The sequence below is a fragment of the Streptomyces sp. NPDC052079 genome, from assembly GCF_040680275.1.
Lineage (GTDB): Bacteria > Actinomycetota > Actinomycetes > Streptomycetales > Streptomycetaceae > Streptomyces.
The window spans coordinates 75,146-96,309 of sequence record NZ_JBFAWL010000008.1; the positions used below are offsets into that span (position 1 = coordinate 75,146).

Sequence of the window (21,164 nt, forward strand, 5' to 3'; positions counted from 1 at the left end):
GACCCCGTAGCCGCCCCAGCCGCCCATCAGAGGCACAACCCCGCGCTCAGCCGGTCCAGTTGGCGCCACACGGCGCTACCGTCCCACCCACGGGCGTGGTGGGAGCGCTCCCACGATCCGGTGGACCGGAACCCGCCGACGCAGAGACGCTGCCACTTCGCCCGGCCCGCACACCCGCACGCCCGTGCTCGATCCATGACCCCGCAGCCGCCCCCGCCTCCCATCAGAGGCACAACCCCGCGCTCAGCCAGTCCAGTTGGCGCCGCACCTGCTACTTCCTGCGCAAGTCCGGGGTGCCGGACGAGCGAGGACGGACCGTCCACGGAGAAACGGCGGATCCGGGCGACACCCGGACCCGCCGCGCGCGCAGCGGTCAGCTCAGCAGTTCCACCTCCGTCAGCGCCGCCTCACCGCTCAGCACGAGCCGGTAGTGGCCGTAGGCCTTCGGCGCGTCGACGGAGAAGGCGCGCAGCTGCCGGTCCCAGCGGAAGGACTCGTCCGTCCGCTTGTCCAGGTCCGTCCACGTCTCCCCGTCGGCCGAACCCTGCAGCACCCAGCCCGTGGGCGCCTTGGTGTGGTCCGAGGAGGTCAGCGTGTACTGCACCGCCTTGGTCTCCCCGGTGACGGGCAGCTCCACGGTGGACACCGTGGCACCGGTCGCCGACGTGTTGTCGAACAGCTCGCCCTCGCCCTTCAGGGCGTCCTTGCGGGGCGTGGGCACCTCGTCGTCCTGGGTGATCGACACGGGCGCCGCGTTCTTGCCGGTGCCCCACGACGACGGACGTGAGCCCATGTCGAACTCGACGACCCCGCCCTTGGCGATCACCGAGTGCGGCAGCGAAGTGGAGTTCCAGCGCTTGCCGTTGACCTTCACGCCCTGCACATAGACGTTCTCCGCGCTGTTCCTGGGCGCCTTGACGACCAGCTCGCGGCCGTTCTCCAGGTGCACGGTCGTCTTCTTGAACAGCGGGGAGCCGATGGCGTACTCGCCGCTGCCCATGACCAGCGGGTAGAAGCCGAGCGAGGAGAACAGGTACCAGGCCGACTGCTCGCCGTTGTCCTCGTCGCCGTGGTAGCCCTGGCCGATGTCACTGCCGGTGTACAGGCGGGCCAGCACCTCGCGCACGTTCTTCTGCGTCTTCCAGGGCTGCCCGGCCGCGTCGTACATGTACAGGGCGTGGTGGGCCACCTGGTTGGAGTGGCCGTACATGCCCATCCGCACGTCCCGCGCCTCGATCATCTCGTGGATGACCCCGCCGTAGGAGCCCTTGAACTCCGGGAAGGCCGTCTCGGGCGTGGACAGGTACTCGTCGAGCTTGTCGGCGAGGCCCTTGCGGCCGCCGTAGAGGTTGGCCAGGCCGCGGCTGTCCTGCGGGGCGGTGAAGGCGTAGCCCCAGCCGTTGGTCTCGGTGTAGTCGTGGCCCCAGATCCGCGGGTCGTACGCCGAGGACTTCACGCGCCAGTCGCCCTTGAGGTCGCGGCCCTGGAAGAACCCGGCCTCGGGGTCGAAGAGGTTGACGTAGTCCTGGGCGCGGTCGAGGAAGTACGCGGACTCCTCCTGGTAGCGCTTCTCGCCGGTCTTCTTGTAGAGGGCCTCGCCCATCTTGGCGATGCCGTAGTCGTTGAGGAAGCCCTCCAGCGCCCAGGACATGCCCTCGTGCGTCTCGGTGCTCGTGTAGCCGAGGAACGGCGAGGTGGCCATGCCCTTGCGGCCCACACCGGAGGACGGGGGCACCACGGTGGCGTTCTTCACCGCCGCGTCGTACGCCGTCCTCGCGTCGAGGTCGACGCCCTTGACGTACGCGTCCGCGAACGCCACGTCGGAGGAGGTGCCGGTCATCAGGTCTGCGTAGCCCGGGGAGGACCAGCGGGAGGTCCAGCCGCCGTCCTTGTAGTGCTGCACGAACCCGTCCGCCAGCTCGGCGGCCTTCGACGGGGTCAGGAAGGAGTACGCCGGCCAGGTGGTCCGGTAGGTGTCCCAGAAACCGTTGTTGACGTACACCTTGCCGTCGACGATCTTGGCGCCGGTGTGCGTCGGGGTGTCGGGGCCCTCCGCCTTCGAGAACGGGGAGGCGTACCGGTACGTCCCGTTCACCTTCTCGTGGCCCGAGTTCGGGTACAGGTACAGCCGGTACAGGCTGGAGTACAGCGTGGTCAGCTGGTCCGGGGTGGCGCCCTCGACCTCCACCTTGCCGAGGATGCGGTCCCACTGGCGCTGGGCGTCGCGCTTGACCTTGTCGAAGGAGGCGCCGCTCGGCAGCTCCTGGCGCAGGTTGTCCTTCGCCTGGTCGACGCTGATCAGCGAGGTGGCCAGGCGCAGCGTCACCGTGCGGTCCCGGCCGGCGTCGAAGCGCAGATGGCCCCGGAGGCCGCTGGAGTCACCGCCGGTGACCTCGCTGTCGAACTCGCCGTGGACGAACAGCCGCGTCGCTCCCGTGGACCCGCCGGACTTGACGTCCGAGTAGCCGGAGAAGGTGCCGTTGTCCTTGTCGAGGGTCAGACCGCCCCGCTCCGGGTTGTTCTCGTCGCCGGCGTTGTCGAACAGCACGCTCGCGTCGTCGCCCGGGAAGGTGAAGCGCATCATCGCCGCGTGGTCCGTCGGCGTCATCTCGGCCTTCAGACCGTTATCGAACCGCACCCCGTAGTGGTACGGCCGCGCGGTCTCGTTCTCGTGCCGGAACGCCAGCTCGCGTGCCTCACGCCCGAGATCCGGGGTGCCGGAGGCGACCGAGGGCATCACCTGGAAGGTCTGCCGGTCGCCCATCCAGGGGCTGGGCTCATGGCTCGCGCTGAACGCCTGGACGGTCGGGAGGTTGTCGTCGTTGTTGCCGCCCGCGTAGTCGTACAGCCAGCTCGTCGAGCGGGCGTTGGTGACCGGGGTCCAGAAGTTGAAACCGTGCGGCACGGCCGTCGCGGGGAAGGTGTTGCCCCGCGAGAAGGCGCCGCTGGAGTTGGTGCCCCGGGTGGTCACCGCGTAGTCGGACAGATGGGCCTTCGGCCGCTCGGGCGCCACCCGCTTCAGCGCCACGTCGTCCAGCCAGCCGCGGAACTTCGCCGGGCCCCTGGGGGAGTCGTACGCCACCAGGATCCGGTCGACGGTCTTTCCGGCGGCGACCGAACCGATCGCGGAGCGCACGCTGTTCCACTGGTTGACGTACAGCACCTCGGAGTCGCCCTGGCCGCGCGGCGTCAGCGGGAAGCCGTGCTGGTCCGTCGCCTTCAGGCCGCTCAGATAGGTGCCGTCGGTGAAGGCCAGGTCGACGGAGACGTTCGTGGCGTCGTAGTCGAGCTCGCGGTCCGCCATCCACGGGAAGATCTTGTACGACAGCTCCGTGCGGCGGTCGACCGTCACGTTGACGTCGAAGACCTTGTTGTACGAGTACGCCCGGCCGTTTGTGGTGTGCCGGCCCGCGTATCTGAGGGCCCGCTTGCCGGTGAAGCCGGCGTCCGCCTTCGCCGTCGGCGAGCCGGCCGGGCCGCTGTCGACGAGCGAAAGCATGTCCTTCGGTATCGGATCGGCGACGCCGGTGGACAACTGGATCTCGGACAGCTGCAGAGCGTCGCGCGCCCCGTTGTTCTTGGTGAACTCCACCCGCCAGTGCTGGAATTCGGCCGGCTCGGCGAGGTCGAACGTCCTGGTCTGGAAGCGCTCCTCGAACGACTGTCCGGAGCGGGTGTCCACCGTCTGCCAGGTCTCGCCGTCCGCGGAGCCCTTCAGCGTCCAGTCCACGGGATCGCGTTCGTCGTGGTCGTTGGCCGAGGTGAGGGCGTACTGGACGATCTTCTTCGGTTCGTTCAGGTCGAACTCGATCCAGCCGGTCGGCGCGAAGGTCAGCCACTTGGTGCCGGACTCGCCGTCGAAGAGATTGCCCTTCACCTCCCTGCCGCCGGTGTTCTCCCCGCTGGCGCGCACCCCCGTGACATGCTCGGTGACATTGCCCGGGATGCCGGACGTGAACCCACCGTCCACGCCAGAGGCACGCTTCCCGCCGCCCGGTGCGGTGTCGACGGTGTTCTGCCAGTCCGGGGCGGGGTCCCCGGACTCGAACGACGACGCGAACTCATGGTCCGTCTTCGGCGGCGCCTGAGGCAGCGCCACGGCCACGCCCTGTGAGCCCGCGGCCAAAGCGAAGGCGGTCGCCGTGACGACCGCCGTGCTCCATCTGTGCCGAACCCTCTGTTCCATGCGCGAGCACCCTCCCTGCGCTGGACAACGTTGTCAATCGCGGTGCGCAGTGACCAGTAGTGGGCCAAGTGGCCCATGGTGTCAAGGGGTTGCTTGTGGCATTCGCGTCCGGCGATAAGGACATTTCCGCTATGGAAGTCGCCGGACGCCCATATTTCCGCGAGGTCTCAACTCGGAAAAGACGTGCGATGAACCTTGCATTCGATCTTGCCCCCTTGGCGCGAACTGGACTATACCTGTCGGCATTCCGGGGCATCTTCACCGCACCCGACCTTGTACGGCCGCACTTCCTGCACGACCCAGCTAGACCCGAACGCGGTGCCGGGAAGGATCCGGTTCACCGCCTGAGTCCTGGAGAAGGCGAGGACTTGAGCATGGGATCCACATCCGCCGACAACAACGGCACCGGTGAGAACAGCATGGCCGGCGTGGGACGCCGCGCACTGATCAAGCGGTCCGCCGCGCTCGGCCTGATTTCCGTACCGACGATGAGCTTCCTGTCCGCCTGTGCCAGCGGGGGAGGGGGCGGCGATCAGGGCAAGGCCAAGGCCGGCAAGAAGACCGCGAAGAACCCGCTCGGCGTCAATAACACCGCGCAGATGGAATTCGTCCTCTTCGACGGCGGCTTCGGCAAGGAGTACGCCGAGGACGCCGTCAAGATCTATGAGAAGAACTTCCCCAAGGCCAAGGTGAAGTTCTCCGCGACGCAGAAGATCCAGTCCACCCTGCAGCCGCGCTTCAACCAGGGCAACCCGCCCGACCTCATCGACAACTCCGGTGCCGAGCAGATGGACATGGGCGTCCTCGTCGGCAAGAACCAGCTCGCCGACCTCACCCCGCTGCTGGATTCCCCGTCCTACGACGACCCGAACAAGAAGGTCCGCGACACGCTGCGCCCCGGCATCGTCGAGATGGGCCAGTTCGACGGCGACAAGGTCTGGATCCTCTACTACGCCTACACGGTCTACGGCGTCTGGTACTCCAAGAAGGCCCTGGACTCGCTGGACGAGGAGTACCCGAAGACCTGGGACCAGATGCTCGCCGTCTGCGCCAAGGCCAAGAAGAAGGGCATGGCGGGCTGGACGTACGCGGGCAAGTACCCGTACTACATCCCCTTCTCGCTCTACCCGATGATCGGCAAGGTCGGCGGCCGCGAGGTGCTCGACGCCATCGACAACCTCGAGCCGAACGCCTGGAAGCACCCGGCGGTCAAGGCGTGCTTCGAGGCCTACTACGAGCTCTACAAGAAGGGCTACATCCTCAAGGGCACGCCCGGCCTCGACCACATCCAGTCCCAGACCGCCTGGGCGAAGGGCAAGGCGCTGTTCCTCCCCAACGGCTCCTGGGTGGAGAACGAGTCGGCCAAGGTCATCCCGGCGGACTTCGAGGTCACGGTGTCCGCGCCCACCGGCCTCGACGAGAGCGACAAGATGCCCTTCGGCGCCATCTGGGCCTCCGGCGGCGAGCCCTTCATCGTCCCGGCCAAGGCGAAGAACGGCCAAGGCGGCATGGAGCAGCTGCGCATCATGCTCAGCGAGGCCTCCTCGAAGAACTTCACCAGCAAGGTGAAGTCGCTGACCGCCTACAACGGCGGCACCGACGGCATCGAGCTCACCCCCGGCCTCACGTCCGGTGTCGCGGCGCTGGAACTGGCCGGCGAGAACGTCCTGAACCCGCGCCTGCAGGACTGGTACGTGCAGCTGCAGAAGGAGAAGATCGGTGTGGCGGGCCTCGGCGAGATGATGGCCGGCCGCATCACCCCGGCCGAGGCCATCAAGAAGATCCAGGCCTTCGCCGACGAGACCGCCAAGGACTCGTCGGTCAAGCACTACAAGCACCAGTGAGAACCCGTCCCCAGGGCCGGCCCGGCGCAGCCGCGCCGGGTTGGCCCTGGCGGCACCCGCGCGCAGAACGGGGTCGCTAGGAATGCAGCACGGCAAGTACCGGTTCATCGTGGAGTTCCTCGCGGTTCCCCTGGGGCTGTACGCGCTCTTCGTCATCTGGCCGTTCATCCAGTCGATCTACTACTCGTTCACGGACTGGACCGGTCTGAGTCCCGAGTTCTCGATGGTGGGCTTCGCCAACTACGAGCGCATGTGGGACGACTCCATCTTCTGGAAGTCGCTGCAGCACAGCCTGCTGTTCGCGCTGCTGGTGCCGGTGGTGACGCTCGGTCTGGCGCTGTTCCTGTCGTTCATGATCAATGTGGGCGGCCGGCGGCGCCGGGGCGGACCGGTGATCAGCGGGGTCCGCGGTTCCGGCTTCTACAAGATCGTCTACTTCTTCCCGCAGGTGCTCTCGATCGCCATCGTCGCCCTGCTGTTCGCGTTCGCGTACAACCCGGACAGCGGTGCGATCAACTCCGTGCTGCGGGCGGTCGGCATCGACGACGTCCAGCCGCTGTGGCTGGGCGACCCGGACCTCGCCCTGTGGGCCGTGATGGCGGTGCTCGTGTGGTCCACGGTCGGCTTCTTCGTGGTCCTGTTCTCCGCCGGTATGGCCTCCATCCCGGCGGACCTGTACGAGGCCGCGCTGCTGGACGGGGCCAATCGCTTCACCATGTTCTTCCGCGTCACCCTGCCGCTGCTGTGGGACACCGTGCAGTCCGGCTGGGTGTACATGGGCATCCTCGCCCTGGGCGCCGAGTCGTTCGCGGTCGTACAGATCATGACGACCGGACCCGGCGGGCCCGACTACTCGACCACCGTCATGGTCCTGTACGTGTACCAGAAGGCGTTCCGTGACGGTCAGGCCGCCTATGCCACCACCATCGGTGTCGCCCTGCTCGTCGTCACGCTGGCCTTCGCCGCCGTCGTGATGCGGCTGGGGCGGCGCGAGCGGCTGGAGTACTGATCACATGCAGACGACCGAGACCTCCGCTCCGGTACCCGCCGAGTCCGGCGCCCCTGTCACCAAGGCCGGCCTGCCGGCGCCCGGGCCGGCACGTGAGAAGCGGGAGGGCACCGTCCTCAATGTCTTCTCCCACGGCATCCTCGTCGTCTGGGCGATCATGGTGGCCATGCCGCTGGTGTGGGCGGTGATGACGTCCTTCAAGGACGACGCCTCCATCTTCGGCTCCCCCTGGTCGCTCCCGGACCGGCTGCACTTCGAGAACTGGTCGCGGGCCTGGACCCAGGCCCATATGAGCGACTACTTCCTCAACACCGTCCTGGTGGTGGGCGGTTCGCTCATCGGCACCCTCGTGCTGGGCTCGATGGCGGCCTATGTGCTGGCCCGCTTCGAATTCCCGGGCAACCGGTTCATCTACTACCTGTTCATCGGCGGCATGAGCTTCCCGATCATGCTCGCCCTGGTCCCGTTGTTCTACGTGGTCAACAACATGGGACTGCTGAACACCATCCACGGCCTGATCCTGGTCTACATCGCCTACTCGTTGCCGTTCACGGTGTTCTTCCTGACCGCCTTCTTCCGCAGCCTGCCGACCTCCGTCGCCGAGGCCGCCTTCGTGGACGGCGCCTCGCACAGCCGGACGTTCTTCCAGATCATGCTGCCGATGGCCAAGCCGGGCCTGATCAGCGTGGGCATCTTCAACTTCCTCGGCCAGTGGAACCAGTACATGCTGCCCACCGTGCTGAACACCGACGAGGACAAGCACGTCCTCACCCAGGGCCTGGTGCAGCTGGCGGTCAGCCAGGGCTACAAGGGGGACTGGTCCGGGCTGTTCGCCGGCCTGGTGATGGCGATGCTCCCGGTGCTCGCCGCCTACATCGTCTTCCAGCGCCAGGTGGTCCAGGGCCTCACCGCGGGTGCGCTGAAGTAACGCTGCGCAGCCGCTCCCGCACGCGCCGCTCCCGCCCCGGGGGCGGCGTCCGTGTCTGTGACCGTTGTCCCTGTCGTCCCCCGAAACGGTTCAACCTCTTGACGGGAGGCGACCCGAACGGCTCATCTTAGAGTTCACTAGTTGGACATGAGAGGGGCCTCACCGATGCGGCCCCGCGCAGGAGGTCGTCGTGGAGACTCCGGGGTCGCAGTCGTCGCTGCACCGAGCCAACCTGGAGCGGGTCGTGCGGGCAGTACGTCTTGCGGGTTCCCTCACCCAGGCGGAGATCGCGAGGACGACCGGCCTGTCCGCGGCCACGGTCTCCAACATCGTCCGGGAATTGAAGGACGGCGGAACGGTGGAGGTCACCCCCACCTCGTCGGGCGGCCGCCGGGCCCGCAGCGTCTCGCTGAGCGGGGACGCCGGCATCGTCATCGGGGTCGACTTCGGGCACACCCATTTGCGGGTCGCGATCGGGAACCTCGCCCATCAGGTGCTGGCCGAGGAGTCCGAACCCCTGGACGTGGACGCCTCCTCGACACAGGGCTTCGACCGGGCGGAACAGCTGGTGAGCAGGCTGATCGAGGCCACCGGCGTGGACCGTTCCAAGGTCGCCGGGGTGGGCCTCGGCGTACCCGGCCCGATCGACGTGGAGTCCGGCACGCTGGGCTCGACCGCGATCCTGCCCGGCTGGACCGGCACCAGGCCCGCCGAGGAGCTGCGGGGGCGGCTCGGCGTGCCGGTGCACGTGGACAACGACGCCAACCTGGGCGCCCTCGGCGAGATGGTCTGGGGCAGCGGCAGGGGCGTACGCGACCTGGCGTACATCAAGGTCGCCAGCGGTGTCGGAGCGGGTCTGGTGATCAGCGGGAAGATCTATCGCGGGCCGGGCGGCACCGCGGGCGAAATAGGGCATATCACTCTCGATGAGGCCGGCCCCGTGTGCCGTTGCGGCAACCGCGGCTGCCTGGAGACGTTCGCGGCGGCGCGCTATGTGCTCCCGCTCCTCCAGCCCAGCCATGGCACCGACTTGACGATGGAAGACGTGGTCAGGCTGGCCCGGGACGGTGACCCGGGCTGCCGTCGAGTGATCGCCGACGTCGGCCGCCATGTCGGCAGCGGAGTCGCCAATCTCTGCAACCTGCTGAACCCGAGCCGGGTGGTGCTCGGCGGCGATCTCGCCGAGGCCGGCGAGCTGGTTCTCGGGCCGATCCGGGAGTCCGTGGGCCGCTATGCGATCCCCAGTGCGGCACGTCAACTGTCCGTGCTCCCCGGGGCACTTGGGGGCCGTGCGGAGGTGCTCGGAGCGCTCGCTCTCGCACTGAGCGAAATGGGCGATTCAACCCTTTTGGATGGAACTGCTACGGGGTCACTCGCCACCGTCGGTTCTGCCTTCACTTAGAGAACGGATGGCACCGTTGCCATCTCGTTAAGGATTTACTTCTTGACGTCGCACGTGTGGCCGAGTTGACTTCCAGCCACCTCGGCCGCAACGACGCGGCCTCGTCAGGGAGGTTTCTGAATGAACACGCGTATGCGTCGTGCTGCTATCGCCATTGCCGCGGGTGCCATGGCCGTCTCGCTCGCTGCCTGTGGCAGCGCCGAAGAGGCGGGCGACAAGAAGGACAAGGGCGCTTCCGCCGCCAAGGGCGATGACATCACGGTCGGTCTGCTCCTGCCGGAGAACCAGACCGCGCGGTACGAGAAGTTCGACAAGCCCTTGATCGAGAAGAAGGTCAGGGAGCTCACGAACAACAAGGGCAAGGTCGTCTACGCCAACGCCAAGCAGGACGCCAGCCTGCAGAACCAGCAGGTCGACACGATGATCACCAACAAGGTGGACGTGCTCATCGTGGACGCGGTGGACTCCAAGGCCATCGCCGGCTCGGTCAAGAAGGCCAAGGACCAGGGCATCCCGGTCGTCGCCTACGACCGCCTCGCCGAGGGCCCGATCGACGCCTACACCTCGTTCGACAACGAGACGGTCGGCAAGACGCAGGGCGAGGCCCTGCTGGAGGCCCTGGGCGACAAGGCCAAGGACGGCCAGATCGTCATGATGAACGGCTCCTCCACCGACCCGAACGCCGCCATGTTCAAGAAGGGCGCGCACTCCGTCCTCGACGGCAAGGTGAAGGTCGGCCGCGAGTACGACACCAAGGAGTGGAAGCCGGAGAACGCCAACGCCAACATGGAGGGCGCCATCTCCGCCCTCGGCAAGAAGAAGATCGTCGGCGTCTACTCCGCCAACGACGGCATGGCGGGCGGCATCATCACCGCCCTCAAGGCGGCCGGCATCGACGACATCCCGGTCACCGGCCAGGATGCCGAACTCGCGGGCGTGCAGCGCATCGTCACCGGTGAGCAGTACATGAGCGTCTACAAGCCCTACCCGCAGGAGGCGGACGTCGCCGCGGAGATGGCCGTCCTGCTCGCCCAGGGCAAGTCGCTGGACTCCCTCGCCAAGGACAAGGTCGACAGCCCCACCACCAAGGGTGTGCCGTCGGTTCTCGTCCCGGTCGTGTCGCTGACCCAGAAGAACATCAACGACACCGTGATCAAGGACGGCATCTACACCGTCCAGGAGATCTGCACGGACAAGTACAAGGCCGCCTGCGACAAGATCGGCCTCAAGTAAGCAGTCGTCAAGTCCCGTGACACACAGGGGAGTCCGTGACCCGGACTCCCCGAAGGGACGACTGCCCCGCGCTTCCGCCGGCGCCCCGCACACCACAGCCCCGCAAGCTACGTGGGGCGCCGGACGGAACAACCCCCCAAATTCTCTGCACAACCTCCCGCCGGGTCAGGCGGCGAAGGAGATGGTTCACGTGTCCGCTACGCCCGTGCTGGCGTTGCGCGGGGTCTCCAAGCGGTTCGGTGCCGTCCAGGCGCTCACCGACGTAGAGCTTGAGGTCCACGCCGGTGAGGTGGTCGCCCTGGTGGGCGACAACGGTGCCGGAAAGTCCACGCTGGTCAAGACGATCGCCGGCGTGCATCCCATCGATGAGGGCGTCATCGAGTGGGACGGCAGGACGGTCCAGATCAACAGGCCGCACGACGCCCAGAACCTGGGCATCGCGACGGTCTACCAGGACCTCGCGCTGTGCGACAACATCGATGTCGTCGGCAACCTCTACCTGGGACGGGAACTGCGCCGGCGCGGTGTCCTGGACGAGGTCGAGATGGAGCGCCGCTCCCGCGAGCTCCTCGACACGCTCTCGATCCGCATCCCCAGCGTGCGGATCCCGATCGCCTCCCTCTCCGGAGGACAGCGCCAGGTCGTGGCCATCGCCCGGTCCATGCTCGGCGAGCCCAAGCTGGTCATCCTCGACGAGCCCACCGCCGCCCTCGGCGTCGAGCAGACCGCCCAGGTCCTCGACCTCGTCGAGCGGCTGCGCGAGCGCGGTCACGCGGTCATCCTCATCAGCCACAACATGGCCGATGTGAAGGCCGTGGCGGACAAGGTCGCCGTGCTGCGCCTCGGCCGCAACAACGGCGTCTTCGAGGTCAAGTCGACCTCGCAGGAAGAGATCATCTCCGCCATCACGGGCGCCACGGACAACGCCGTGACCCGTCGTGCGGCGCGCACCAATGGGGAGATCAAGAAGTGAGCACCGAAAAGACCTCCGCCCCCGTCGAGGACCACGCCGTGGAGAACCCCGAGGCGGCCGCGGCCGCGGTCACCGTGGTGGACCCCCGGCTGCTGGTCCGTGAACAGGGTTTCCTGGGCTACTGGAACGAGTTCAAGCGGAAGATGAAGGCGGGTGACCTCGGCTCCATACCCGTCGTGGTCGGCCTGCTGATCATCTGGGCCATCTTCACCAGCCTGAACCCCAACTTCCTCACCGCCGGCAACTTCTCCGACATGTCCGTCGCCATGGTCGGCACGGGCATGATCGCCGTCGGTATCGTCTTCGTCCTGCTGCTCGGCGAGATCGACCTGTCGGTCGGCTCGGTCAGCGGTGTCGCGGGCGCCACCTTCGCGGTCCTCAGCGTGACCCACGGGATGAACGAGATCCTGGCCCTGGTGCTGGCGGTCCTCACCGGCACGGTGGCCGGCGCCATCCACGGCTTCATCTTCGCCCGCATCGGCGTCCCGGCCTTCGCCGTGACCCTTGCCGGACTGCTGTTCTGGCAGGGCTTCATGCTGCAGATCCTCGGCAGCAACGGCACGATCAACCTCGACTCCGAGGGCATCGTCGTCAAGCTGACCAGCTACTACTTCAGCGATGTGGCCGCCGCGTACGGACTCGCGATCCTCGCGACCGTGGGCTACTTCCTGCTGGCGTTCTCCGACAACCGCCGCCGCGAGGCCGCCGGTGTGCCGTCCCGCCCGCTGAACGAGATCATCGTGCGGACCGTGCTGCTCGCCGTCCTGGCGTTCGCCGTCGCGATCGTCTTCAACCAGTACAAGGGCCTGCCCCTGGCCGTGGTGATCTTCCTGGTCTTCCTGGTCCTCACGGACTTCGTGCTGCGCCGCACCTCCTACGGCCGCAAGGTCTTCGCGCTCGGCGGCAGCGTCGAGGCGTCCCGCCGCGCCGGTATCAACGTGGAGATGGTCCGGATCTCGGTCTTCGCGATCGCCGGTACCTTCGCCGCCATCGGCGGTCTGTTCGTCGCCTCGAAGATCGCCTCCGCCAACCAGGGCGCGGGTACCGGTGAGTTCCTGATGAACGTCATCGCCGCGGCCGTCATCGGTGGTACGTCGCTCTTCGGCGGTCGTGGCCGCACCTGGGACGCGCTGCTCGGTGTGATGGTCATCATCTCGATCACCTACGGTCTGGCCCTGGAGGGCATCGCCTCGCCGGTGCAGTACATGATCACCGGTGGTGTGCTGCTGGCCACGGTCGTGATCGACGCGGTCACGCGCAAGACGCAGAAGACCGCGGGGCGCGCGTAGTGTTTTTGCTGCGGGGGTGTGCTGTGGCTGATCGCGCCCAAGCGGGGGAGCCGCACATCGAATCCCGCGCCCCTTAAGTACGTCCCTGTTGCCCGGTGCCTTTCAGGTACCGGGCAACAGGCATGTAGGGGGCGGTTGCAATCGGGGTACCGCTGACCGGGTGACGTACGACGCACTGCCCGGAGTCGTTCCGGTCGAGCGGAACATTAGACTCGACCCGCCCGGCAACAGCTCGATCAGCTCTACTGCAAGGAGGCACGGGTGCCGCTGCTGACCCGCATCAGGGGACCGCGCGATCTGGACCGGCTCAGCCCGGAGGAGCTCGTCCAGCTGGCCGGGGAGATCCGGACCTTCCTCGTCGACGCGGTCTCCAAGACCGGCGGCCACCTCGGCCCCAACCTCGGTGTGGTGGAGCTCACCATCGCCCTGCACCGGGTCTTCGAGTCGCCCAGGGACAAGGTGCTCTGGGATACCGGCCACCAGTCGTACGTACACAAGCTGCTGACCGGCCGGCAGGACTTCTCCAAGCTGAAGATGAGGGGCGGCCTGTCCGGCTACCCCTCGCAGGCCGAGTCCGAGCACGACGTCATCGAGAACAGCCACGCCTCCACGGTGCTCGGCTGGGCCGACGGCATCGCCAAGGCCAACCAGCTCATGAAGCGGGACGACAGCCACGTCGTCGCGGTCATCGGCGACGGCGCGCTCACCGGCGGCATGGCCTGGGAGGCGCTGAACAACATCGCCGACGCCAAGGACCGCCCGCTCGTCATCGTCGTCAACGACAACGAGCGCTCCTACTCGCCCACCATCGGCGGCCTCGCCAACCACCTCGCGACCCTGCGCACCACCGACGGCTACGAGCGCTTCCTGACCCGCACCAAGGACCTCCTGGAGCGCACGCCGGTCGTCGGCAAGCCCCTCTTCGACACCCTGCACGGCGCCAAGAAGGGCCTGAAGGACTTCATCGCCCCGCAGGGCATGTTCGAGGACCTCGGCCTGAAGTACGTCGGCCCGATCGACGGCCACGACATCGAGGCCCTGGAGTCCGCGCTGGCCCGGGCCAAGCGCTTCAACGGCCCGGTGATCGTGCACTGCCTCACCGAGAAGGGCCGCGGCTACCAGCCCGCCCTCCAGGACGAGGCGGACCGCTTCCACGCCGTCGGCAAAATCCACCCCGACACGGGCCTGCCGATCGCCACTTCGGGCGCCGACTGGACGTCCGTCTTCGGCGAGGAGATGGTCAAGCTCGGCGAGGAGCGCGAGGACGTCGTCGCCATCACCGCCGCCATGCTCCAGCCGGTCGGTCTCGACAAGTTCGCCAAGCGCTTCCCCGACCGGGTCTACGACGTCGGCATCGCCGAGCAGCACGGCGCCGTCTCCGCGGCGGGCCTCGCCCACGCCGGTGTGCACCCCGTCTTCGCCGTCTACGCCACCTTCCTGAACCGTGCCTTCGACCAGGTGCTGATGGACGTGGCCCTGCACAAGTGCGGCGTGACCTTCGTGCTCGACCGTGCCGGTGTCACCGGCACGGACGGCGCCTCCCACAACGGGATGTGGGACATGTCGATCCTGCAGGTCGTCCCCGGGCTGCGGCTGGCCGCCCCCCGCGACGCCGACCAGGTCCGCGCCCAGCTGCGCGAGGCCGTGGCCGTGGACGACGCCCCGACCGTGGTCCGCTTCTCCAAGGGCGCCGTCGGACCCGCCGTGCCCGCCGTGGGCCGCGTCGGCGGCATGGACGTCCTGCGCGAGCCCGGCACGGACGCCCCGGACGTGCTGCTGGTGTCCGTTGGAGCCCTCGCCCCGATGTGCCTGGAGATCGCCGCCCTCCTCGACCGGCAGGGCATCTCCACCACCGTCGTGGACCCGCGCTGGGTCAAGCCCGTCGACGAGGCGATGGCCCCGCTCGCCGAGAAGCACCGCGTCGTCGTCACCGTCGAGGACAACTCCCGCGTCGGCGGTGTGGGCTCCACGATCGCCCAGGCGTTGCGCGACGCCGGCGTGGACGTACCGCTGCGCGACTTCGGCATCCCGCCCCGCTTCCTCGACCACGCCTCCCGCGCGGAGGTGATGGCCGAGATCGGGCTGACCGCACCCGACATCGCCCGTCAGGTCACCGGCCTGGTCGCCAAGCTCGACGGCCTCCCCACCGAGCGCTCCGCGGTCGACGCGGTGCAGCCGGCCCGCGACTGACCCGTACCACGCGTCGCCCGGATGGGCCGCCCGTGCCACTGTGAAGAGTGGCGCGGGCGGCCCGTTTGCGTGAAGGCGCACGCTCCGGGGCATACGACCTACGCCCCCTCTCGATCATGTCGAGGACGACAAGCGTGGGAGGTACCCGTGACAAGCCCCCTCTTCCGGACGAAGAAGGTAGAGCAGTCCATCCGCGACACCGAGGAACCGGAGCATGCGCTCAAGAAGTCCCTCTCCGCGCTGGATCTGACCGTCTTCGGTGTCGGTGTCATCATCGGCACCGGCATCTTCGTCCTCACCGGTACGGTCGCCAAGAACAACGCCGGGCCGGCCACGGCCCTGGCCTTCGTGGTGGCCGGTGTCGTCTGCGCGCTCGCCGCGCTCTGCTACGCCGAGTTCGCCTCCACCGTGCCGGTGGCGGGCTCCGCCTACACCTTCTCGTACGCCTCCCTGGGTGAGTTGCCCGCCTGGATCATCGGCTGGGACCTGGTCCTGGAGTTCGCGCTCGGTACGGCGGTGGTGGCCGTCGGCTGGTCGGGCTACATCCAGTCGCTCATGGAGAACGCGGGCTGGGAGATGCCCGCGGCACTGGGCAGCCGCGAGGGATCCGACGCCTTTGGCTTCGACATCCTCGCCGCCGTCCTGGTGCTGGTGCTCACCTGCATCCTCGTCCTCGGCATGAAGCTGTCCGCCCGTGTCACCTCAGTCGTCGTCGCCGTCAAGGTGACCGTGGTCCTCGTGGTGATCATCGCGGGGGCCTTCTTCATCAGCGCCGACAACTACGACCCGTTCATCCCGGAATCGAAGCCCGTGCCCGCCGGGGACAGCCTCGATTCGCCGCTCATCCAGCTGATGTTCGGCTGGGCCCCGGCCAACTTCGGCGTGATGGGCATCTTCACCGCCGCCTCGGTGGTGTTCTTCGCCTTCATCGGTTTCGACATCGTCGCCACGGCCGCCGAGGAGACCAGGAACCCGCAGCGCGACATGCCCCGCGGCATCCTCGGATCCCTGTTGATCTGCACCCTGCTGTACGTCCTGGTATCGCTCGTCGTCACCGGTATGCAGCACTACAGCGAACTGTCCGTGGACGCCCCGCTCGCGGACGCCTTCAAAGCCACCGGGCATCCCTGGTTCGCGGGCTTCATCAGCTTCGGCGCCGCCGTCGGCCTGACGACCGTCTGCATGATCCTGCTGCTCGGGCAGACCCGGGTCTTCTTCGCGATGAGCCGCGACGGCCTGCTGCCCCGCTTCTTCTCCCGCGTCCACCCCCGGTTCAGGACCCCGCACCGCCCGACCATCCTGCTCGGCGTCCTCATCGCCGTACTGGCCGGCTTCACCCCGCTGAACGAGTTGGCCGCACTGGTGAACATCGGCACGCTGTTCGCCTTCGTCATCGTCGCCATCAGCGTGATCATCCTCCGCAGGACCCGGCCCGACCTGCCCCGCGCCTTCCGCACCCCCTGGGTGCCCGTCCTGCCGATCGTGTCGGTCTGCGCGTCCCTGTGGCTGATGCTGAACCTGCCCGCGGAGACATGGGTCCGCTTCGGCATCTGGATGGCGATCGGCATCGTCGTCTACTTCCTCTACAGCCGCACCCACAGCCGCCTGGCCCAAACCCCGGACCAAACTCCCACCCCACCCACCCGCTGACAACCGACCCCCGGCCCCGTGCCCCCTCCGAAGGGCCACGGGGCAGCCCCATGCCCGCCACACCGGCGGCGCGCCGAGGTCGCGGGGCGCCGGAGCGTCAGGAGGCCCGACCGCGCCCGGGGGAGCGGATCTGCGGCACGTCCGCGCTCGGTGGGCGGTTGTTGTGTGGTGTCTGCCGGCTGTTCAGGGTTCGTCGGGCTGTGGGTGGTCCGGGCCGGGGGCGTGGGGTGCAGGGACCCCGGGGGCCCGGCCTCGGGGGAGCGGATCTGCGGCGCGTTGGCGCTCGGTGGGCGGCTGTTGCGTGGTATCTGCCGGGTGTCCCGGGTTTGTCGGGCTGGGGTCGCGGGTGGTTGGGCCGGGCGGCGGCCGCCGGGGGCGTGGCGTGCTGGACCGCCCGAAGGTCGGGACCCAGGCCCCGGGGGAGTGGATCCGCGGCGGGTCCGTGCTCGGTGGGCGGCTGTTGCGTGGTGTTTGCCGGGTGTCCGGGGTTCGTTGGGCTGGGGTCGCGGTGGTCGGGCCGGGCGGCGGCGCCGGGGGCGGGGTGCCGGACCGCCCGGAGGTCAGTACCCGCGCCCGGGGGCGGACGGCGGGGGGCGGTGCTCGACCAGCGGAGCCGGGGTCAGGGGCGGATCGTGCGGGGGCCCACTGTCTCGGCGCCGAGGGCGGTGACCCTGCGGCGGAGTTCGCGGTCGGCCGTGACGACCAGGACCGGGCGGTCGCCCGCCTCGGCGACCAGGTCGACGATGTGGTCGTCACCGCTGCCCGGGGCGGACTCCACGCGGACGCCCGGCACCGACTCCACTCCCCGGGCCGCTCCCTCGACCACCAGGACGATCTCCACGGGCCCGGGCAGGCCGGGCACGCCCTCCGTGGCCAGCCGGTCGCGCAGGCGCTCCGCGGCGCCCCGGCGGTCCCGCCACCATCCGTCGGGCACCGACCCGACGACATTCGCGGCGTCGACGATCACGAGCGGGGCGGCGGTGTCGTTCATGCCGTCAGGGTCCCACGGGGCCGCCCCGCCCGCGCCCCGCGAACTGTCGTGCATAGGGTGAAGCGGTGAACGGCGACTGGCTCCTGCGCGGCCGCGACGGCCGCCTCACCGTCTACCTGCCGTCGGACGACGCCGTCCTGTGCCGCGCGGAACTCGCGCCCGGCGGCGCCTGGAGCCGCCGTCGGCCAGGGCGCCGACGGCTACGGCCATCTCGTCGCCTGGCGGCCCACCGCGAACGGTGAGGCCGGCCTGGTCCATTCCACCCACTTCTGCCCCCGGCTCGCCCCGCTGGACTGGACCCCCGTCGGCCACCCCGACAAGAAGGGCGAGCGCACCGGCACTCCGGCCGTCGCCATCGACGACCGGGGCCGCGCCCCGGCTGGGAGTCGTGGGACCGGCTCGGCGGGGAGGACGTTCACGAGCAACTCGCCACCGTCACCGGGGAGTCGGGCCCAGTCGAGCTGTACGCGGCCGGTGCGGACGGAGGGCATCGACGTACCCGTACGGCCCGGCACCCTGCGCGCCCTCGCCACATCGGCCGAGCACACCACCCTCTTCTTCACCGGCGAGCGCGGGGAGGTGTGCGCCTGGCGCCCCGGCGGCACACCGGTCCGCCTGATCGCCGCAGCGGGTCCCGGCCCCGTCTCCGCCCTGCGCTGCGACATCGACGGCCACAACTGCACCGTACTGGCCCAGCGTTCGGTGAGCGGCCGTGTCGCGTTCGCGGCGTACCCCACCCAGCAGGAGTCCGCCGGCGCCTGGTGGACCGTGTCCGGTCCCCAACTGCCCGTCGACGCGCTGGTGCCCGTCGCCCTCGACGAGCAGTACGAGATCGTCGCGGCCTCCCTCACCCCGTCCACCAGCACCCTCCTGCTCACCCGCCGCCAGGACGAGCCGGGGCTTGCCCTCCGGGCGTGGCGGGAGGTCTGAGGGGTCCGGGGAAGGGCCCGGAGGGGGCCCGGCCCGACAGCTCCCCGCACCCGCGGACTGGCCGGTCCCCCACGGACGTCACGCGCCGAAGGTGCGCAGGCGGAGCCGACGGCGCACCACGCGCTACCGGTGAACCGTGCACATATGATGTGCAAAATGCCGAGGTTCCGTGTCGGTGGCGCGGCGGGCTGCAGGAAGGTTTCACCAGGCGATGGGAAAGAGGCCGGCACGTCTCACGGGCACTCCCGGCGAGGGCGGGCGCAATGCCGCGGAGCAGTCCGGGCCCGCCGTCGGAGCGGCCCACGGGCAGTGGCTCACCCGGGGCAAGGACGGCAAGCTGACGCTGTACGCGCTCGCCCAGGACGGCGTGGTGCGCTGGTCGGAGACCACCGTCGGCGGCCCTGACTGGACGGGCCCGCACCTCGTCCCGGCCCCCGGTGTCACACATCTCACGGTGCTCCAGGGGGCCAACACCTACGTGCACTTCCTCGGCCGCAGGGAACGCGCCGGCGCCGACGGCGCACGGAGCACCGATCTCGCGCACGCCGTGCAGTACCAGACGGGCCTTGCCTTCTCCGACTGGCGTTCTCTCGGCAACCCGTACACGGACGCCTCCGCCGCGCCTGCCGCACCGGCGGGGGCCGTCGCACGGGACGGCAGCGTGCACGTCGTCGTCCACGGCGACCGCGGAGGACTGAAGCTCCGGCGCGAGGCTCCGAACGGTAAATGGCGGAACTGGGAGGTGCTGCCCGGAGGCGCCGTCCACGACTCGCCCGCGGCGATCGCGCTGACCGACGGACGCGTCGAGGTGTGCGCCGCCGCGGAAACGGGCGTTCTGGTCTGGCGACAGGCCGAACCAGGCGGTGACTTCGCCGGTCCTCGCGCCTTCTCCCTGCGGCCCGAGCCGGGCACGGTCGCGGCTCTGGAGACGGGCCCCGGCCGCGCCACGTTCTTCTGGACGGACGCCGAGAGCGACGGCGCCATGGCCTGGCGGGTCGGCGGCTGGCCGGCCGCCCTGGGCGGCACCCCGGCCGACCGCCCGTACGCGGCGCTCCGCACCACCGTCGACGGGTACGACTGCGTCGTTCTCGCCCACCGCAGCCGTGGCGGTGCCGCCGTGCTCGGCATGGGCGGCACCGAGAAGGAGGCCGACGGGTTCTGGTGGTACGAACTGGCCGAGACCTGCCAGGGCACCCCGGCCCTGGCGCTGGACGGTCGGGATCGTGTGGTGATGGCCCTGATCGGCGCCGACGGGCGGCCGCGGGTCGCCCGGCAGGGCGACGGCGAGGGCCTCGCGCTCACGCGCTGGACCACGCTCGGGAGCTGAACGGCCTCGCCGCCGGGGCGCCGTGGAGGGTCACCCGCCCGTGGCGGGCGACTTCTTCGCGGACTCGGGGATGTCCGAGTCGGTGCGGACGGCCTCCCACAGCTGGCCGGCCTGGGGCTGGGCGGCCACGACCCGGTTCGGGTCGACCTTGTCGTACGCCACCGGGAGCATGATCGTCTCCATGGTGGAGGGATCGACCCCGTTCATGCTGCGCGCGAACTCGGCCAGGCTGGTCAGCGACGCCAGTTCGGCGTCGGTGGTCAGCGCCGACGTCAGCGTGTCGGCGATCTTGTAGGTCTTGGTGGGGCTGCCGAACAGGTCCTGCCGCTTCACCTCGGTCAGCAGGGCGACCATGAACTGCTGCTGGAGGCCTATGCGGCCCAGGTCACTGCCGTCGCCGACGCCGTGCCGGGTACGCACGAACGCCAGGGACTGGGTGCCGTCCAGCTTGTGGGTACCGGCGCTCAGGTCCAGGCCGCTGGACTTGTCCTTGATGGGCTTGTCGACGGTCACGGTCACGCCGCCGATCGCGTCGACCAGTCCCTTGAAGCCGGCGAAGTCGATCTCCATGTAATGGTCCATGCGGACGCCGGACATCTTCTCCACCGTCTTCACCACGCAGGCCGGACCGGCCGTGGAGTAGACGGAGTTGAACATCACGCGGTCGGCGGCGGGCAGGGCCGAGCCGTCCGACTTGGTGCATTCCGGGCGCGTGACGAGCGTGTCGCGCGGGATGCTCACGGCGACGGCCGCACGGCGTCCTTCGGGAATGTGCACGACCAGCGCGGTGTCCGACCGGGCGCCCGGTGCGCGCCCGGCGCCCAGTTCGCCGTTCTTGCCGGCGCGTGAGTCCGAGCCGAGGACCAGGAGGTTCTGCCCCGACGTGGGCAGCTTCTCCGGACGGTCTTCGCCCAGCGCCTCGTCCAGGTCGAGGCCCGTGATGTTGCCGTTCAGGCCGCTGTAGAGCCAGTAGCCCGTGCCGCCCGCGGCGAGCAGCAGGACCACCAGCGACAGCAGGACGATACGGCCCCAGCGGCGGCGGGGCCGCCCGGACCTGCGGCGTCCGCCGCCGTCCTCCGGCTGGGCATGCCGAGGCTCCGTGGTGGTGCTGTGTGCCATGTGTGCGGTTCCTCTCCTCGCGGGCTCCGCGCAGCGGAGTGGCAGGGCCCGGGTGGGGGGAGGAGCCGGTCCACTGATGCGATCACGTCAGGG

The 21,164-nt window shown here is 69.2% G+C and carries 13 protein-coding genes and 1 pseudogene; 11 read left to right on the top strand and 3 right to left on the bottom strand.

What is annotated here, in order from left to right:
- Positions 1-373: 373 nt before the first annotated feature.
- Complete coding sequence (locus tag AB0L56_RS15425) at positions 374-4,186, bottom strand: GH92 family glycosyl hydrolase (protein WP_365423387.1); 3,813 nt, start codon at positions 4,184-4,186, stop codon at positions 374-376.
- A gap of 374 nt (positions 4,187-4,560) precedes the next feature.
- Between AB0L56_RS15425 and ngcE the strand changes: the two genes are divergently transcribed.
- The 9 genes from ngcE (at position 4,561) to AB0L56_RS15470 (ending at position 16,704) form a co-directional block, all read left to right on the top strand.
- A complete protein-coding gene (ngcE, locus tag AB0L56_RS15430; protein WP_365423390.1) occupies positions 4,561-6,030 on the top strand; it encodes an N-acetylglucosamine/diacetylchitobiose ABC transporter substrate-binding protein in 1,470 nt (489 codons plus the stop codon).
- Between the two features lie 82 nt (positions 6,031-6,112).
- Complete coding sequence (locus AB0L56_RS15435) at positions 6,113-7,039, top strand: sugar ABC transporter permease (protein WP_365423393.1); 927 nt, start codon at positions 6,113-6,115, stop codon at positions 7,037-7,039.
- Between the two features lie 4 nt (positions 7,040-7,043).
- Positions 7,044-7,967, top strand: a complete 924-nt coding sequence (locus tag AB0L56_RS15440) for a carbohydrate ABC transporter permease (RefSeq protein WP_365423396.1) — start codon at positions 7,044-7,046, stop codon at positions 7,965-7,967.
- 190 nt (positions 7,968-8,157) lie between these two features.
- Positions 8,158-9,369 (top strand): ROK family transcriptional regulator, encoded by a 1,212-nt coding sequence (locus AB0L56_RS15445; protein WP_365423399.1) that lies wholly within the window; start codon positions 8,158-8,160, stop codon positions 9,367-9,369.
- 120 nt (positions 9,370-9,489) lie between these two features.
- Positions 9,490-10,602, top strand: a complete 1,113-nt coding sequence (locus AB0L56_RS15450) for a sugar ABC transporter substrate-binding protein (protein ID WP_361037386.1) — start codon at positions 9,490-9,492, stop codon at positions 10,600-10,602.
- A gap of 181 nt (positions 10,603-10,783) precedes the next feature.
- The gene (locus AB0L56_RS15455) at positions 10,784-11,575 is read left to right on the top strand and encodes an ATP-binding cassette domain-containing protein (protein WP_361037388.1); all 792 of its coding nucleotides are present in this window, start codon (positions 10,784-10,786) and stop codon (positions 11,573-11,575) included.
- On the top strand, positions 11,572-12,864 hold the full coding sequence (locus AB0L56_RS15460) for a sugar ABC transporter permease (RefSeq protein ID WP_361037390.1): 1,293 nt from the start codon (positions 11,572-11,574) through the stop codon (positions 12,862-12,864). The genes AB0L56_RS15455 and AB0L56_RS15460 overlap by 4 nt, the downstream gene beginning before the upstream one ends.
- 261 nt (positions 12,865-13,125) lie before the next feature.
- Entirely contained in the window at positions 13,126-15,054 is a 1,929-nt protein-coding gene (dxs, locus tag AB0L56_RS15465) for a 1-deoxy-D-xylulose-5-phosphate synthase (protein ID WP_361037392.1), read from the top strand.
- 147 nt (positions 15,055-15,201) lie between these two features.
- Positions 15,202-16,704: an amino acid permease gene (locus tag AB0L56_RS15470; RefSeq protein ID WP_365423405.1), complete on the top strand. Its 1,503-nt coding sequence runs from the start codon at positions 15,202-15,204 to the stop codon at positions 16,702-16,704.
- 619 nt (positions 16,705-17,323) lie between these two features.
- Here AB0L56_RS15470 and AB0L56_RS15475 read toward each other — a convergent pair.
- Positions 17,324-17,695, bottom strand: coding sequence for an NTP pyrophosphohydrolase (locus tag AB0L56_RS15475; RefSeq protein ID WP_365423408.1), 372 nt, complete (start codon positions 17,693-17,695; stop codon positions 17,324-17,326).
- 65 nt (positions 17,696-17,760) lie between these two features.
- Here AB0L56_RS15475 and AB0L56_RS15480 point away from each other — a divergent pair.
- Positions 17,761-18,625 (top strand): annotated as a pseudogene (locus tag AB0L56_RS15480) (hypothetical protein).
- A gap of 211 nt (positions 18,626-18,836) precedes the next feature.
- Entirely contained in the window at positions 18,837-19,952 is a 1,116-nt protein-coding gene (locus tag AB0L56_RS15485; RefSeq protein ID WP_365423411.1) for a hypothetical protein, read from the top strand.
- 30 nt (positions 19,953-19,982) lie between these two features.
- Here the strand turns inward: AB0L56_RS15485 and AB0L56_RS15490 are convergent, their stop codons facing one another.
- A complete protein-coding gene (locus AB0L56_RS15490) occupies positions 19,983-21,071 on the bottom strand; it encodes an LCP family protein (RefSeq protein ID WP_365423414.1) in 1,089 nt (362 codons plus the stop codon).
- Positions 21,072-21,164: the final 93 nt, after the last annotated feature.

What these genes read in the sequence shown, in the direction of transcription:
- AB0L56_RS15425 (WP_365423387.1), bottom strand. Translation starts at nt 4,186, where the DNA reads ATGGAACAGAGGGTTCGGCACAGATGGAGCACGGCGGTCGTCACGGCG.
- ngcE (WP_365423390.1), top strand. Translation starts at nt 4,561, where the DNA reads ATGGGATCCACATCCGCCGACAACAACGGCACCGGTGAGAACAGCATG.
- AB0L56_RS15435 (WP_365423393.1), top strand. Translation starts at nt 6,113, where the DNA reads ATGCAGCACGGCAAGTACCGGTTCATCGTGGAGTTCCTCGCGGTTCCC.
- AB0L56_RS15440 (WP_365423396.1), top strand. Translation starts at nt 7,044, where the DNA reads ATGCAGACGACCGAGACCTCCGCTCCGGTACCCGCCGAGTCCGGCGCC.
- AB0L56_RS15450 (WP_361037386.1), top strand. Translation starts at nt 9,490, where the DNA reads ATGAACACGCGTATGCGTCGTGCTGCTATCGCCATTGCCGCGGGTGCC.
- AB0L56_RS15455 (WP_361037388.1), top strand. Translation starts at nt 10,784, where the DNA reads ATGGTTCACGTGTCCGCTACGCCCGTGCTGGCGTTGCGCGGGGTCTCC.
- AB0L56_RS15475 (WP_365423408.1), bottom strand. Translation starts at nt 17,695, where the DNA reads ATGAACGACACCGCCGCCCCGCTCGTGATCGTCGACGCCGCGAATGTC.
- AB0L56_RS15485 (WP_365423411.1), top strand. Translation starts at nt 18,837, where the DNA reads ATGGGAAAGAGGCCGGCACGTCTCACGGGCACTCCCGGCGAGGGCGGG.
- AB0L56_RS15490 (WP_365423414.1), bottom strand. Translation starts at nt 21,071, where the DNA reads ATGGCACACAGCACCACCACGGAGCCTCGGCATGCCCAGCCGGAGGAC.